Annotated in this window: 13 protein-coding genes and 2 pseudogenes; 7 read left to right on the top strand and 8 right to left on the bottom strand. The window is 57.9% G+C overall.

What is annotated here, in order from left to right; genetic code table 11:
- Positions 1 to 59 precede the first annotated feature (59 nt).
- Complete coding sequence (locus FS804_RS23910) at positions 60 to 1,514, bottom strand: Shedu immune nuclease family protein (protein WP_144579264.1); 1,455 nt, start codon at positions 1,512 to 1,514, stop codon at positions 60 to 62.
- Positions 1,515 to 1,744: 230 nt separating this feature from the next.
- Here FS804_RS23910 and FS804_RS23905 point away from each other — a divergent pair.
- From FS804_RS23905 to FS804_RS23895, 3 genes and pseudogenes are all read left to right on the top strand, one after another.
- Positions 1,745 to 2,172, top strand: a pseudogene (locus FS804_RS23905) (DUF763 domain-containing protein); the annotation flags it as partial.
- Positions 2,173 to 2,479: 307 nt separating this feature from the next.
- Entirely contained in the window at positions 2,480 to 3,712 is a 1,233-nt protein-coding gene (locus FS804_RS23900; protein ID WP_144579263.1) for an AAA family ATPase, read from the top strand.
- A 7-nt stretch (positions 3,713 to 3,719) separates the two neighbouring features.
- A complete protein-coding gene (locus FS804_RS23895; protein ID WP_144579262.1) occupies positions 3,720 to 4,595 on the top strand; it encodes a hypothetical protein in 876 nt (291 codons plus the stop codon).
- 89 nt (positions 4,596 to 4,684) lie between these two features.
- On the opposite strand, the gene FS804_RS23890 is transcribed toward FS804_RS23895, so the two are convergent.
- From FS804_RS23890 to FS804_RS23870, 5 genes are all read right to left on the bottom strand, one after another.
- Positions 4,685 to 6,517, bottom strand: a complete 1,833-nt coding sequence (locus FS804_RS23890; protein ID WP_144579261.1) for a hypothetical protein — start codon at positions 6,515 to 6,517, stop codon at positions 4,685 to 4,687.
- Positions 6,518 to 6,519: 2 nt separating this feature from the next.
- Complete coding sequence (locus FS804_RS23885) at positions 6,520 to 7,023, bottom strand: ABC-three component system middle component 2 (RefSeq protein WP_186376978.1); 504 nt, start codon at positions 7,021 to 7,023, stop codon at positions 6,520 to 6,522.
- Complete coding sequence (locus FS804_RS23880; protein WP_246665948.1) at positions 7,020 to 8,180, bottom strand: ABC-three component system protein; 1,161 nt, start codon at positions 8,178 to 8,180, stop codon at positions 7,020 to 7,022. The genes FS804_RS23885 and FS804_RS23880 overlap by 4 nt, the downstream gene beginning before the upstream one ends.
- Positions 8,181 to 8,395: 215 nt before the next feature.
- A complete protein-coding gene (locus FS804_RS23875; protein ID WP_144579260.1) occupies positions 8,396 to 9,145 on the bottom strand; it encodes a pirin family protein in 750 nt (249 codons plus the stop codon).
- Between the two features lie 63 nt (positions 9,146 to 9,208).
- Positions 9,209 to 9,784, bottom strand: a complete 576-nt coding sequence (locus FS804_RS23870) for an isochorismatase family protein (protein WP_144579259.1) — start codon at positions 9,782 to 9,784, stop codon at positions 9,209 to 9,211.
- Positions 9,785 to 9,923: 139 nt separating this feature from the next.
- Between FS804_RS23870 and FS804_RS23865 the strand changes: the two genes are divergently transcribed.
- Positions 9,924 to 10,808 (top strand): LysR family transcriptional regulator, encoded by an 885-nt coding sequence (locus tag FS804_RS23865; RefSeq protein ID WP_144579258.1) that lies wholly within the window; start codon positions 9,924 to 9,926, stop codon positions 10,806 to 10,808.
- Here FS804_RS23865 and FS804_RS23860 read toward each other — a convergent pair.
- Entirely contained in the window at positions 10,805 to 11,143 is a 339-nt protein-coding gene (locus FS804_RS23860; RefSeq protein WP_144579257.1) for a helix-turn-helix domain-containing protein, read from the bottom strand. The genes FS804_RS23865 and FS804_RS23860 overlap by 4 nt on opposite strands.
- A gap of 107 nt (positions 11,144 to 11,250) precedes the next feature.
- On the opposite strand from FS804_RS23860, the pseudogene FS804_RS23855 reads away from it, so the two are divergent.
- Positions 11,251 to 12,003 (top strand): annotated as a pseudogene (locus FS804_RS23855) (NADPH:quinone reductase); the annotation flags it as partial.
- Between the two features lie 65 nt (positions 12,004 to 12,068).
- Positions 12,069 to 12,245, top strand: a complete 177-nt coding sequence (locus FS804_RS25295; protein WP_371417905.1) for a zinc-binding dehydrogenase — start codon at positions 12,069 to 12,071, stop codon at positions 12,243 to 12,245.
- 21 nt (positions 12,246 to 12,266) lie between these two features.
- Here FS804_RS25295 and FS804_RS23850 read toward each other — a convergent pair whose 3' ends face one another.
- On the bottom strand, positions 12,267 to 13,685 hold the full coding sequence (locus FS804_RS23850) for an aldehyde dehydrogenase family protein (protein ID WP_144579256.1): 1,419 nt from the start codon (positions 13,683 to 13,685) through the stop codon (positions 12,267 to 12,269).
- A 96-nt stretch (positions 13,686 to 13,781) separates the two neighbouring features.
- Between FS804_RS23850 and FS804_RS23845 the strand changes: the two genes are divergently transcribed.
- Positions 13,782 to 14,536: LysR family transcriptional regulator (locus tag FS804_RS23845; protein WP_144579255.1), on the top strand; the 755-nt coding region annotated here is incomplete at its 3' end.

Raw genomic sequence — 14,536 nt, 5'->3', positions numbered from 1 at the left:
TCCTTCGGTCGCGCGTCCTCCGGCCGGCCTTGACGTTCGTGCTGTTCTGCGAGCGGCCATTAAAACAGATCCTCGAATTCTTGCGCGGGTTTTGGTTTCTTGCTGACGGCGATGTCGGCTTTTCCGCCCAGAAGGTCACGAAGGGATTTCAGCTTCAACAGCAGCTCATCGAACGTGACGACGGCGACGCCTGCGAGACTGGCTCGATAAAGCTCGAAGGCACGCTTTCGCGGACCTTCGGGAATCGTTCCCGCCAGGATCGTTCCCTTGATGCCGTAGGTCTCGAGCGCGATCGGCCGGTTCTCCGACTGGAGCCGATAGATATTGCTACGCAACTTGTCGATCTGATCGAGCACCTGCGCCACGGCGCCGACGAGCTCGGCAGATGCAGTGTAAACGCCGCCACGATATTCCCTCTTGCCGATCAGCTCCATGCCAGGCGTCTTGATCTCGAGCACGGCGATGCTGTCGGTCAGCTTATTGGTAATAAGGAAATCGGCAATCTTTTCGCCGGAGCCGTTCAGCACCTTTCCGCCCACATGCGCCTGGCCCTGCAGAAGCAGGACCGGCACGTTGAACGCCATGTCGAGGATGAACGGGTTGGCCTCGAGGAGTTTCTGCCATTGCAGCTCGCTCGTTCTTTCGGCGAACCGCTCTTCCATACGAGCGATCAGTTCATCGAGCGAGGCCAGTTCGATCTCGTCGTGAAGCTTGACCAGGCCGACGCGCTGCGACTTCAACGAGGTGCGCACAGACGCCGCGGCCATATTGACTACAGCCGCCCGGTCATTTTCCGAGAGTTTCGAATCCGTGATCGTATTGCCGATCACGTCGGCGATGTCGTCGGGGGCGCGGTCGAAAATCCTTACCGGGAATTTTTTAGGGTCCAGGCGAGTAAGAAGGTTGGTATAAGCAGTCTGCAGCTTCTTCCTTCGCGCTGAACCCTGCGCCTTCGTCTCGAAGCGGTTGGCATTCCGGCGCAACTCGTCAAAGAGCTTGTAGCCGATCTCGTAGGTCGTTCCGCCATCCGTCACGGCGACGTCCAACTCACGCTCGTCGGTGATCCGCAGGTTTGTCACGCCTTCCACTTGCCTTATAGCAGTCAAAATGAACGAAAGCTTGCGATCTAGGCCAAGCCCGTAGTTCGGGTCTTTGACGAAACCCCTTGGCATGCCTTCGGCGAGGTAGGCTTCGACATCCTCTCTATCTCGGAAGCCGTTGAATTCCTGGAAAAAACCTTCATCTTCTATGATCTCGATCGAGATAATCGGATCGTATTTCGGCATCAGGAAATCTTCGGATTCCGGCATAGTGTTGATCGGGAACAACGTGGTCGTGTGTTTGGCCGCATCGAAGCGTAAAAGCACTTGCGTCGTATTGATCTCGGCAAGGTCAGCAATCGCGATCCGCCTATCCGACGGTGTGAAAAACACCTCAACGAGGCCAGGCCCTTTTCTCTGCAGGAATAGAGTCCCTTTATCGTCGTTACCGAATTGGGGGCCGAACGTTGCCATGCGCGATCCTATAAATATCGGGGAAATATAAGACTAGTGAGTGCAAGCGACAATTCGTTTAATCGGAATAGTAGAGGAAAACTGGAATGATATTAGGGTGCTGTCCTCGATTCGGTACAATAGGCTTTCAGCCCAGCTTCGGTCGTCGGTGAGGCCAGGCAGCCGGTTCCTAGTGTTGCTCGCACCCAGGCAGGCTGTAGGCGACGGACATGCTCACTTGCGCCGAGGTGGATCTGCTGCTCACCCAGAATGTTAGGTCCCGAACCGTAAGTGCCCTGGCGATGGTTACCGAAGTCATTCATGGGGCCTTGCCGCTTTTCTGACCCAGCTCGCTTCTCCCTGGCCCACGGTGGAAAGGATCGGCACCCTTATCCCGTCCCAATCAAAAACTATGATGAGACGATCCGGGTGATGAGATCGGCGGTGAAGAAGGGGCAGCTAAGTCATTAGGCTGATTGCCATAAAGCGTCTTGACGACCAGGCCCGACCACTGGAGCGCTACGTGACAGGGCATGATCTCAAAGAAATCATCGCGGGCGAATTCCGACATTCGGCTGGGTTTGGGGCGCGGTCCATATTTGGACATGAGGTCGATGTCGAGGAAGGCTCCGCGACGTCACATGAGAGACGCGCGTGTTCAACAAGAAACACAAACTGAGGATCTCAATCAGGTCACGCCGGCGAGAATGCAGTGGTCATCCGCCAGTCGGATCAAGCTCTTTTGGTCAAGGGAAAAGCTAACGGAAAGGGACACTTGGTCCGCCGCTGTTCGACTGCGACACACAGATTCCGGATTCTCGGAACGATCTGATATTCGCACCTTGGGCAAGGCGGCCGGGAAAAGACAGCAAAACGAGTTTTCGGGCCCCACCGGAGTCGGTCTGTGGCGCCTGCCACCGCGTTAATGAGTATACCGCACAACGAATTAATGATAATTCTGTCGATGAACCATCCGAGGATCCAGAGTGTACGCCAAGTCTCTGACGATTTATGATTTCAAATGCTTCCAGAGAGCGAAGCTCGATCTTCAATACCCGGGCCGTAAGACGGCAGGCTCTTCCGTGATCTCGAACGTGAACCTCATCCTCGGAGACAATGGAGGTGGAAAGTCGTCCGTTCTTCGGGCTCTCGCAATCGCGGTACTGGCACCAGCGCTGCAGCGGTCGGGTTTTGTGCCATACCGTCTCGTCCGCCGTCAGGTACCGGGAATGCCCGAAGTTTCACACTGCCTCTTGAAGGTGATTGGTAAGGCCGATTCTCACGAAGGAGCTCTGGGTCTAAAGAACCGGATTGAGCTCCTAGCGCGGCTTGATCCGCCAGCCCGCGGCAATCTCGATCGAATATATCTCGAATATACGCCGGACTCTCCAGTGACGCCCCTGCTTGAGGATGATTTCTCGCCTGCTTTTTTCGTGGTCGGTTACGGTGCCACACGCAGGGTTGAAACCGGAGATTATTCAGAGAGCAGTGCCCGCCGCTCGCGCGGTCTGCGTTATCAGCGTATTGCCGGCCTGTTCGAGGATCACGTGGCGCTCAGACCGCTGACGACGTGGCTGAGCCGCCTAAAGCCAGGCAGTCGGCGGTTTGCTGAAGCAGTGAGCCTGCTTAACGAAGTTTTGCCCAATGACATCGCGTTTTCGGGCGCTTTCCTACCCGAGGACGAACAGTATCTGTTTGATTTCGAGGGCGCACCGACGCCGTTCAATTCGCTCTCCGACGGCTACAAGGCCTTCATTGGCTGGGTAGGTGATCTGATTGGCCATCTTGCCGACGTTGCGTCGCAGGATGAACCGCTAAACTCGATTAACGGAATCGTCCTTGTGGACGAGATCGACCTTCATCTTCATCCTTCTTGGCAGCGTCAGGTCGTACAGCTTTTGTCGAAAACGTTCCCACGCCTTCAGTTCGTATTCACCTCACACAGTCCTCTTGTCGCCACGAGCGTAAAGCGCGAGAACATCTTCATCACCGATCGCGCTGAGAATGGAACTGCAACGATTAGCCAGATCGCCGAGCACGCATTTGGCCAAAGCGTCGAACAAATGTTGCTATCTTCCTATTTCGGTCTGACGACAACGCGGCCGGAATCGTTTGAACAGGAATCACAGAGCTTGTTCAAACGTGTCGCAGATGGCGATTCCGGGGCTGCGCTGGAATTCTTGAAGCGAGTTACGTCGCCATCTCGGTCCGCCGGATAAGAACCTTATGATACGCCATCAATTTGACATCGCTGCGGTCGAAGAGGCTGTCGCCGAGCTCGACGCAAACTGGTTGAATAAGGCTAGGAAACGGACTGCGAAATTCATAGCGCAGAAGGCCTACGAAGAGGCATCATCGATCTGGAGCACGGTAAAGCCCGTCTACATGCGGCTGCAGCACGATAAATGTGTTTTCTGCGAGCAGCGGCTGGAGGGTGGCGCCTATGGCCCCGTAACCTGGGACCTCGAGCATTTTCGCCCGAAATCCAATGTGGATATCTGGCCAGATCCGACGCGTCACTCCGACTTAATCTACACGAATATTGGGACAGCGTCCGCGAACGGCTATTATTGGCTTGCTTACGAGCTGCGGAATTACGCGGCCTCCTGTAAAGTGTGCAACTCCATCTTCAAGCTCAACTGGTTTCCTATAGCCGCGGTACGCGCTTTGAGCGAGACCGATGCTGTTGATCAGGAGCAAGCATTCTTATGTTATCCCCTCGGAGAAGGTGATCTCGATCCGGAGGAGCTAATAACGTTCACGCTAACGACTGCCGTGCCAACACACCGCGAGGGGCCTCTCAATCTGCGCGGTCGCATCATTATCGATTTCTTTGGACTGAACAAGCGAGACACGCTTCATCGTGACCGAGCGCAGATGATCGGTTCGATCGGAATGCTGCTGGAAGAGCGCGATCGCGGAACCGCGAGCGCTGAAAAACTTGCGGCCATTGAACAGCTGAACGGTCCGCACGTCCCGCATGCAGCATGTGTGCGGGCCTTCAAGAGGCTATGGGAGGTCGATGCAGTAGCCGCTCGGCGAGGTTACGAGATGTGTCTGGCCTATGGATTTGATCTCTCACGGGCACCGCCAGCTCTTTAGCTGATCCGGGCTGAGCTAAGCTGAAATGTGTAAAGCGTTCCGACAGCCACCTTCAAAAACGGTTCGGATTACGCGATCGAGCCTTCCCGCTATGAGGGAATAAACGCCTTGCGCTCACCGGGTTTGGCGTCGTCGCCGGCGAACCATGTGTACGAAATCGCGTCAGCCACCTCTTTGGGCGGCTCCTTGTTTTCGATCACGATGACCTGAACCATCGAACTGACTTCTGCCAATGCCTTCCAAAATCCCACTTCGATCCTTGGCGGGATCGGCCCGTCTCCGTTGTTGACAGACGGAGATTTGCGATAGCTGGTCAAGGGCGAATCGAGCACGACGAAACCCAGGTGAGGCTTCTCGTATTGGGAGCTATAGCGTAGAAGCCCGATCACGAAGGCTGAATGAAGGATTGAGCGGACACCCTTGCCGTGCGACTGACGCGACTGACCGTCGACAACGATATCGAAATCCGCTTGATCAAACTCAACTCGAGGTTCGGCACTCCATTGCCATTCGATCAAAACGGTTTCGATGCTTTTGCAAAGGTTTCGCAATGCGACTGATGGCAGCGGCTCCCACTTCGACGTGCCGGTCTTGCCAGTGCTCGTTCTTTCGATCTCAGCCTTCATCAATTGGAGATTTTCGAGTTGGTCTTTGTCGTTTCGCGCGCCTTCGAGTTCAACGCGCCGGCGTATCAGTTTCTCGAGCTGGGCGTTCAAGTCTGAAAGCGCCGGCGCCAGCTGACGATCCAGGCGCTCCCGGAAGTCCTTGATGTTCTTTTGCGATGTAGCCTCGCCTTCGCGCCAGTCAGCGAGCCGTTCCTCGAGGGTTGTGATCGCTTGGGAAAGGTCCGTATTCAGTGCCTTGATCTTGGCGGCTTCTGCTCTTGCACCCGCATAAACATCTGCACTTCTTTCCTGTGCGACGTGCGAATGGTCTCGGCTCATTGGCTGGTCGCATAGCGGGCAGTGTACTTCTTGAAGGCCATCGAAGTAGTGTGCGCCCTCAGCGATAAAGTCGAGCCGCCCCAGGTCAGACTTGTATCGCGCCGACAGGAGTTTGTACCGATCGAGTACTTCGCTTATTGCAATGATCTGTGTCTCAGCGCGCTGCAGTTCCGCTATTTCTGTCTTAAGGTTACGCAGCACTGCGGTGCGGGTTTCGCTGGTCGCATTTAGCTCGGCCGTTATCGATCCGATCGCATTTTCGACCTTCTCGATCGTATCGCTAGGGTCATCCGAGAAGGACTTGACCTTGCGTTGAAGAGGTTCCAGCAGGTCCGCGATCAGCCCAAGCTTTGCTTGATCGCGCGCACGGATGATATCGCGGCGTTCGGCTGCAATGATCCCCGTGTCATCCTTGCCGGACAACAGGTAAGCGAACATGCGTTTGCGAGCGGTGGCATCAAAGGTTCCATCGCCGACGACAGGCGATTTCTCATCGATCATTGCGATTTCGTTGACGAGAAAAATTGGCAAAAGGGTCCTGACGGTCAGGCGCTGCGTTTCTCCGCGATCGTTCTTCCGAAGCCTCGCTTCGCCAGCCATTTCGGCAAATGGAAGCAATACCGATGTCAGATCTTTGGCCTGACTGCTTCCAGATCTGCTCCGGATGACCCTCTCGCCATCATCGACGATTTCATCCATCCTGCATCTGTGGACAGCGAGTTCGCCTCCTGACAGGTTGCGCTCTAGTGTGAGGTAATCGCCAAGGGGCTCCTGAAATTCGACGTGGAGTTGTGAATATGGTTCAGCTTCTGGTATGCGCTTCCTTAGCTCATCAGCTCCGAGGATGTAGTCCAGGCAATGGAGAAGGTAGCTCTTGCCTGTGTCCGACTGACCGGCAAGAACATTTGCGCCCGCATTGAACTCGATTTCGGCTTTGGGTACATCTGGCCCAGACAGGCGTATCTTGCGCAGTTGCATGTTTACGGTTCCAAATCTCGCGCTGCGGTGAAGCGCTCGAACTCAGCTCCCCACTTACCAACATTAGCGCTCATGAATGTTTCGAGCTCGTGATCCGGCATGTCACCAAAACGCTCCACGAGCCACTGCGAACGTGAACGCAAGTCGTCTGCGTAGGATGAGCGAAGGAGCTTTGTAAACGCGAAAGTCAGCTCATTGGCGCGATACATGATGCCCATGATCGTAAAGGATTTTTCTATCAGCTCCCTCGAGAACATTGTATTCAACCCGGCGTGCACAAGGTCACGCTTAACCAGCAACTCATTCCCGCGGAACGGCACATCCGGGTGGAGGCTTTTAGGCCCGTCGGAGACATCTCCAGAGTGCACTAGTAAATAATCGTAGTTCACAAGCCTTTGCAGGTCCGCGAACCGCTCGGCTTGAGCAGTGAGAATGAAGAGCATCCGCAACCCGCACTCGAGTGGCGAGTTGAATGGCCGAGATTTGCGGCGAAGGTCAGAACTCATGTTTTACACCACCGGACGCGATCATCATTCGCCATGTGGTGGCAGATCCCCTCGCGATCGTTTGCAACGACGTGCTGGGAAAGAGCATGTCCCCCAAGTTGAAGGCTTTGAGCTGCTTGAATTGTCGCCTTTAGGTTTTTGAGACCGGTTCCGGCATCGTCCGTATGCACATGGTAAAGTCCATCATGGAATTCATCGACCAGGGTTTCGAAAAATCCGGCGTCTGCCATTTGGTCGCGAGCGAGCTCCTTGAGGTTCTCTGCGCAGTAGAAGGTGATACGGGATCTCTCGAAAAGCCGTCGATGGGGGTCGCTGTGCGCAAAGTCCGTCGCTTGCCCCACCGAAATGCCTAGGTTCTCACCGATCACGTCGAACAGCTGGGACACATATCCCATTTCACCGGGGCTAACCGTTGACGGAGGGGCTGGAGGTTTCGGCCGATCTACCAGCGGCAATCCAAAGACTGGGAGGTGATAGCGGGTTTTCGCGTGCTCGTTGATGAGGTCAAGCGGCTGCTTGGCCTTGAAGATGCTGAAATCAAAGGCTTGGATATGCTTGGTTAGTTCCGCTGTCAGCGGAACGCTTTCCTTCATTATTTTGTCTGCACAATGATCTGACCAGTTCGCCAGGATGTGCGCCTTCAGCTTGGAAGGTTCATCGAGGAGGTCTTGCAGCGTTCCGACGACACCTAGATGTGTGACGAACCAATATTGTTCCGGCGGACTGTAGTCACCGATGAAGGTGTAGTACAGAACCTTGCCAATTTCGCTCGAAGCAGTCGCCGTGCCGAGACGGGAGGCGTAGTGCTTACACTGATAAAGACGCCAGCGCCGGGGGCTGATATCAGAGGAATCGAGCCAGACGATTACGTCGCGACCCTTGTCACCGGCACCCCCACGCTGCTGAACTTCCACGACATCCTCAATACTCGAAAGATAGTCCGTCGCCCATTCGAGAGTGAAGCGTTCGAACTCGAGAGGACTGAACTGGGCAAGCCGATCGAGCGGTTTAACTGGTAGGCCAACGCCCAGCCCAAGAAGGCGCGCGTTGGCGTTTGGCCAAGGCGTCGGGCTCGGGATCGGCTCAGCCGTTGCAATTTTGAGCTGCGTTTTGGAGTTGTTGCCCAGCGTCTCCCCCGAAACGGCTAGCGATTTCAATGTTATTGACCAGTTTCCCTCATCGATTAGTTGTCTTCGAGCAGAAATGCAAGATTTGTGTGTGGGAGATTTTCCGCAGATCGTTGCCTTATCAGCTACTTGGTGCGCAACCAAAGCAAAACAATGCAAGGGCCGGCGGTTCATATCCCTTCAAGGCGAGGAGGAGCAGAACGATGATCTCTCCACTCCGCCATCCATAAATGTGCATCTGCCGTTCAACCGATGCGTTTCTGGTTCCCGCTGAACATACCGCCACGAAATACCTCGGCCTCAAGGTCGAACGCGAACAGGACGACATCGGAATCGGTCCTGGCTGTGGGCTTGTCATCAACCCAACGCGCAAACGCGCTTTCGCCACTTGCGATCGTGACCTCGCCGAAATCTATCGCCCCGTCGAAGACATAGAGCAGAAACTCCGTCTGAGAACCGGTTGCGACAGGCAAGCTTAGCCGAGTGCCCTTCGTAATGCGGGCATCAAACACGCGGACGTCGGATCGCACTTTCAGCGGCGCCTCCTGTGGCCCGGCAATCAATCGCCAGTCGTTGTCACTGCTCTCGCCAACGAAATCATGAAACTGCACCATCGGCTCAAGATCAGGAGCGTTGGGTCGCAGGAAGATCTGCAGCGCTCGAACCGGACTGTTCCCGAGCATCAGCTCTTCATGCTGGAAAGTATGGCCGGCGTTCATCATCATGAAGTGCGTTTTGTCGAGCGTCTTCTCGTTTCCGACCGTATCGCGGTGAAGCATCTCGCCGCCGCGGATATAGGTCAGGATCTCGTCGTCCTTGTGAGGGTGCATACCGATCAGATGACCGGGCTGAACCTGCGCGCGGTCAATTCTCCCTATGGGGCCGATCCCGCTATCGTCCGAGGTCAGCGTCAATCCGGGATAGAGTATCTCGACCCCGAAGCCCTGCCTGAAATCGCCGCGCATCCGGCCTGCATGAATCTTGGTGATGGTCATGATTGCCTTCCTTCGATCCGGGCGCGGGCTCTGCCGCCCGCGCCGAACGCGCCTTTTGCGCGCTCAATGGTAGTTCAGGATGCCGACCAGCTTCTGACCGAGCGGACTCGTCCAGTCGACGGCGAGTTCGGAGATGATCTGGTCGACGGTGGTGATGATCGCGCCGGCCTTCTCCATGCGGCGCAGTGCGATGTCGTCGCCGTACTTGGTGTAGGAAGCGGAGGCGTCGGCGGAGACCTGAACCTCGTAGCCTTCGTCGAGCATCTGCAGAACCGGGAAGGTCACGCAGATTTCCGTTGTCACGCCGGCGACGAACAGCTTCTTGCGGCCGGTCGCCTTGACGGCCTGGTTGAAGCCGTCATGGTGCATGGCGTTGACGATGCCGGGACGCTTGACGCGGGCCTCGAACGCTTCCGGCAGGATGGCTTCCAGCTCCGGCAGCAGTGGCCCCTGGATCTGGTCTTCCATGCTGGAGGTCAGGATCGCAGGGATGTTTGCAGCCTTGGCGATACGGGCGAGCTTCAGCGCGTTCTGCTTGACCAGATTGATGTCGTGCGAGTGTGTCCAGGCCATCGTCCCGATCTGATGGTCGATCAGCAGCATGGCGGAGTTCTCGGGGGTGAATACGTCCTTATGCATTGTCGTGTTCCTTTTTCATGTCGGCGGCTGTTGGTGAAGTTCGTTGTGATCCGCTCGATGACTGGAATTTAGCGTTGCGATCGACGGTACAGTAGCTCTATGGTTGACCACTCTGTAGAACGAAAAATGGAACGCCAAGATGATCAGCTTCGAGGACATGCAGACCTTCGTGGAGGTGGCGGACGGCGGCGGGATCACGGTCGCCGCGCGACGTCTCGGGCTTCCGAAGTCGATCGTCAGCCGGCGGCTGGTCCGCCTCGAAAGCGAGCTCGGCGTCCAGCTTTTGGCGCGCACAACCAGAGGCGCGTCCCTGACAGAAGCGGGCGCTTCCTTCCGGGAGCACGCCGCCCGCATGTGCCTGGAGATGGACGTGGCCCGCGAAGAGATGCTGCCAACCGGAGAGCTGCGCGGACGGCTGCGCGTGGCAGTTCCTTCGTCGTTCGGTCCCGGTCATTTCGCGCCGGCACTGGCCGAGCTCGCCCGCCGCCATCAACTACTGCAGCTTCACGCGCATTATAGCGACCGATACGTGGACCTCGTCGCTGAAGGCTTCGACTGCGGGATCCGTGTTGGCTACTTGCAGGATTCGAACCTCACGGCGCGCAAGATCGGCGCCTTTGCGGCAGCCCTTTTTGCAAACCCGGAATATCTGCGGGTCCACGGCGTTCCGAAGAAGCCGTCAGATCTTCTCGAACACCAGGCCATCCTGCAGGGGACCGAAAGCTGGAAGGTCTCGGACGGCACCAAGGCAGTTGTCGTCAACGGCCAAGGACGGTTCAAGGCGAACAGCGCTGCGGGTATCGCCGAAGGCACGGCAGCAGGGCTCGGCGTCGCGGCACTACCTGTCGTCATCGCGCAGAGCTACCTGGAAGCCGGAACCCTTGTGCCAATCATGTCGGACTATAGCCTGCCGGAAGTCGGCGTCTACATCGTGCGGTCGCCAGGATCGCACGTGTCCCGGAAAGTCAGGGTTCTGATCGACTTCTTTGTCGAGAGGTTTTCCGCGAACGCTCGCGCTACTTAACGCAAAGAAGCCTCGGACTGTGAACGCCGCTTCTGGAAGGCCACGCCCCAGTCGCGCATGGCGATCAGCACGGGCGCGAGCGTCTGCCCAAAAGGCGTGAGCGAATACTCCACGCGCGGAGGGACTTCGGCGAAGACTTCGCGGTGGACGATGCCGTCGGCTTCGAGTTCGCGGAGCTGCATCGTCAGCGAACGCTGGCTCGCATCGCCGACCAGGCGGCGCAACTCTCCGAACCGATGCGGACCGTCGAGGAGGCGGTAGATGATCATCGGCTTCCACTTGCCGCCGGTGACGTCGACTGTGGTTTCGACGGGGCATTTCGGGCCGACGGTCATCATGTTCTCCAATAGTGCACTTTTTATCCCTATAGGCAGAACTGTTGCCTACTTGCAAGTTCGTATGCGTCGCTCCTAGTTGGGGGCAACTATTTTAGAGGTGCACGATGCGAGCTGCTTTTTACGATCGACAGGGGACTGCGCGGGATGTGCTGACGGTCGGAGACATACCCGATCCTCTGCCTGGCGCGGGAGACGTCCGGGTGAGGGTGGTCGCCTCCGGCATCAATCCTTCCGACATCAAGACGCGAACCGGATTTGGCGGCAAGGCGATGCCGTTTCCGCGGATCGTGCCGCATCAGGACGGAGCGGGCGTCATCGATGCGGTGGGTTCCGGTGTGCCTGAGACGCGCATCGGCGAGCGGGTCTGGATTTACATGGGCCAATGGGGTCGTGCGTTCGGCACTGCGGCGGAATTTGTCGTCGTGCCCTCCGCGCAGGCCGTAAGGTTGGCCGACAACGTATCCTTCGAAAGCGGGGCGTCCCTTGGTGTCCCGGCAATGACGGCACATCGGTGTCTGTTCGCCGATGGGGACCTGCGCGGCAAGCGGGTTCTCGTGCAGGGGGGAGCTGGCGCCGTGGGCAATGCGGCAATCCTGCTTGCGAAATGGGCGGGAGCGTGGGTGGCGGCGACGGTGAGCCGCGAGGAGCAGGCTGAGGTCGCGCGCGCGGCGGGGGCTGACTTAGTTGTCAACAGGCACGAGGAGGATGTCGCTCAAACCGTGCGATCGGCGACCGGTGGCCACGGGGTCGATCGAATTGTCGATGTGGACATCTCCGCCAACATTGACGTGGCAGTCGCCTGTCTGGCGCGCGACGGCGTCGTCACGGCCTATTCGACGGAAACGCCGCAGGCCATGCTGACGATCCCCTTTTCCCGGCGCTGCTGGGTGGCTTCTCGTTCCGTTTCGTCTACGTCTACTCCATGCCGCAAGAAGCGATGCGTCAGGCAACTGAGGAGATTTCAGCCTGTGCCGCGTCTGGGGCATATGCTCCGCGGATCGCGAAGACATATGCCCTCGACGAGCTTGTAGAGGCACACCAGTTTCAGGAGAGCGGCACGGCCGTCGGAAAGATCATCGTCCGAATTCAGAACCCGTGACGCGGCCTGCTCAATCTCAGCTCATCCGGCGATGACGGCCTTCGGCTCCAGGAACGCTTCGAGGCCGAACACGCCGTACTCGCGGCCGATGCCCGACTGCTTGAACCCGCCGAATGGAGCGAGCGGTTCATGGGGTGCACCGTTGACAACGACGCGTCCGCTGTCGAGCCGATCCGCAAGCGCCTGCATCCGGGAGGCGTCGGTGCCATGCAGATAGGCCTGAAGTCCGTAGGGAGTGTCGTTGGCGATCGACACAGCTTCGGCGTCGTCGCTGTAGGCGATAACCGACAGCACCGGCCCGAATATCTCCTCGCGCGCGATGCGCATCTGGTTGTCGACATTAATGAATATGGTCGGCCTCGTGAACCAGCCGCGATCCAGTCCGGCCGGCCGGCCGAGCCCGCCCGTCAGGAGGCTTGCACCCTCCTGCGTTCCCAGCTCGATATAGGACTGGACCCGATCGTACTGCTTACGGCTGACCATCGGCCCAATCATCGCGTCCGGATCGTCTGGCGCGCCGACTTTGAATGTTTCGATCTCCTGCTTCAGCCTGGCCAAAACGTCGTCGAGCCGATGGGCGGGAGCCAGGATGCGGGTGCCGGCGATGCAGGCCTGGCCGCTGTTGATGAACCCCATCCGCAGTACGGCGGGAATAGTCGCGTTCAGATCGGCATCGTCGAGGATGATGTTCGGACCCTTGCCGCCAAGCTCCAGCGTCACGCGCTTGAAGGTGTCGGCACCACTTCGCAGGATTTCTCTGCCGACCGCTGTGGACCCGGTGAAGATGACCTTCGCGATGTCCGGATGCCGGCTGAGTTCCGCGCCGACGACATTGCCGAGCCCGTTGACGATATTGAACACGCCCTTTGGCAAACCCGCTTCATGAAGGCACTCGGTGAGGATCTGCGTCTGTATAGCGCTCATCTCGCTGGGCTTGATGACGATGGTCGTGCCGGCGGCGATGGCGGTTGCGAGCTTCGAGGTGATGAAGCCGATATTGCTGTTCCACGGGGTGATGGCAGCGGCGACGCCGGAGGGCTGCATGACGACGCGGGCGCGGCCCATCTGTCGCTCGAAATCATAGTCCTTGAGGACATCCGCCATCGTCAGGAAGCTTGAAGCAGCATGCGGGATGGCGAACCGTGTGAAGGTTTGCGGAGCGCCGTATTCAAGCGCCATTGCTTCTGTCAGATCGGAGACGCGCGCGGCGACGGCTGCGTTCAAACCCTTAAGCATCTCGATACGCTCGGCTTTTGTTGTTCGCGAGAACGCGGGGAAGGCGCGTTTCGCGGCGGCGACAGCCTCACGCGCATCTTCGATGCCGCCAAGGCTTACCGTGCCGATTTTCTCCTCCGTGGATGGATTATGGAGGTCAGCAGTCTCCGATCCCCTCGGTGTGACGAAGCTTCCGTTGATATAAATCTTGTCGATGTTGCGCATCTCAAACTCCTTTTAGCTGTCCAGTCATATCTGGCATTTCGAGACTGTCCTGATAAGCTGGTGAAAAGCGCTCAGGCTGATAGGAGATTACGGACAATGATGCGTGGCTCGCTCGCAGAACTCGAAGCGGTTCTCGCTGTCTCATCCCAGGGCGGGTTCCGGGCCGCGGCTCGCGAGCTAGGGATGTCGTCGTCCTCGCTCAGCCAGCAGATCGCTGCGCTGGAGACGCGCATGGGCGTCAGATTGTTCAACCGGTCGACCCGGAGCGTGGTGCTGTCAGCCGCGGGGGAGCAGTTCGTGGCGAGCGTCGGTCCGGCGCTGGAGGCAATCCGCAGTGCCGTAGAACACGTTGACGAGCACCGGGCAGAAGCTACGGGAACCTTGCGCATTAACACGTCGGTGGGCGCGACCCGGATGATCCTCACTCCGCTGATCTTGGACTACATGCGGCGGAACCCGCAGATGTCGGTGGAGATCGTCACGGAAGGGGCGCTGGTCGACGTCAACGCCAAGGGCTTTGACGCCGGCATCAGGATCCGAGAGGCCGTTCCTCCGGACATGGTGGTCGTCCCGATTGGCGACAGCATCCGACCGGCCATAGTTGGGTCGTCCGGTTACTTCCGCCGCCATGGAAAGCCGCAGGTCCCGGCAGATCTCGAAGACCACATGTGCATCCGTGCCCGAATGGCGAGCGGGACCATCTATCGCTGGGAGTTCGAGCGGCGAGGCGAGAGCTTCACGCTCGACGTTCCGGGCAAGCTCATGCTCGATGATAGCGACCTGATGCTCCGGGCTGCCCGCGACGGAGCCGGACTTGCCTATCTGAACGAATGGCAGGTCGGGGACGACGT

The sequence above is a fragment of the Agrobacterium sp. DE0009 genome, from assembly GCF_007680755.1.
GTDB lineage: Bacteria > Pseudomonadota > Alphaproteobacteria > Rhizobiales > Rhizobiaceae > Agrobacterium > Agrobacterium tumefaciens_B.
This window is presented reverse-complemented; position numbering and strand designations above follow the sequence as displayed.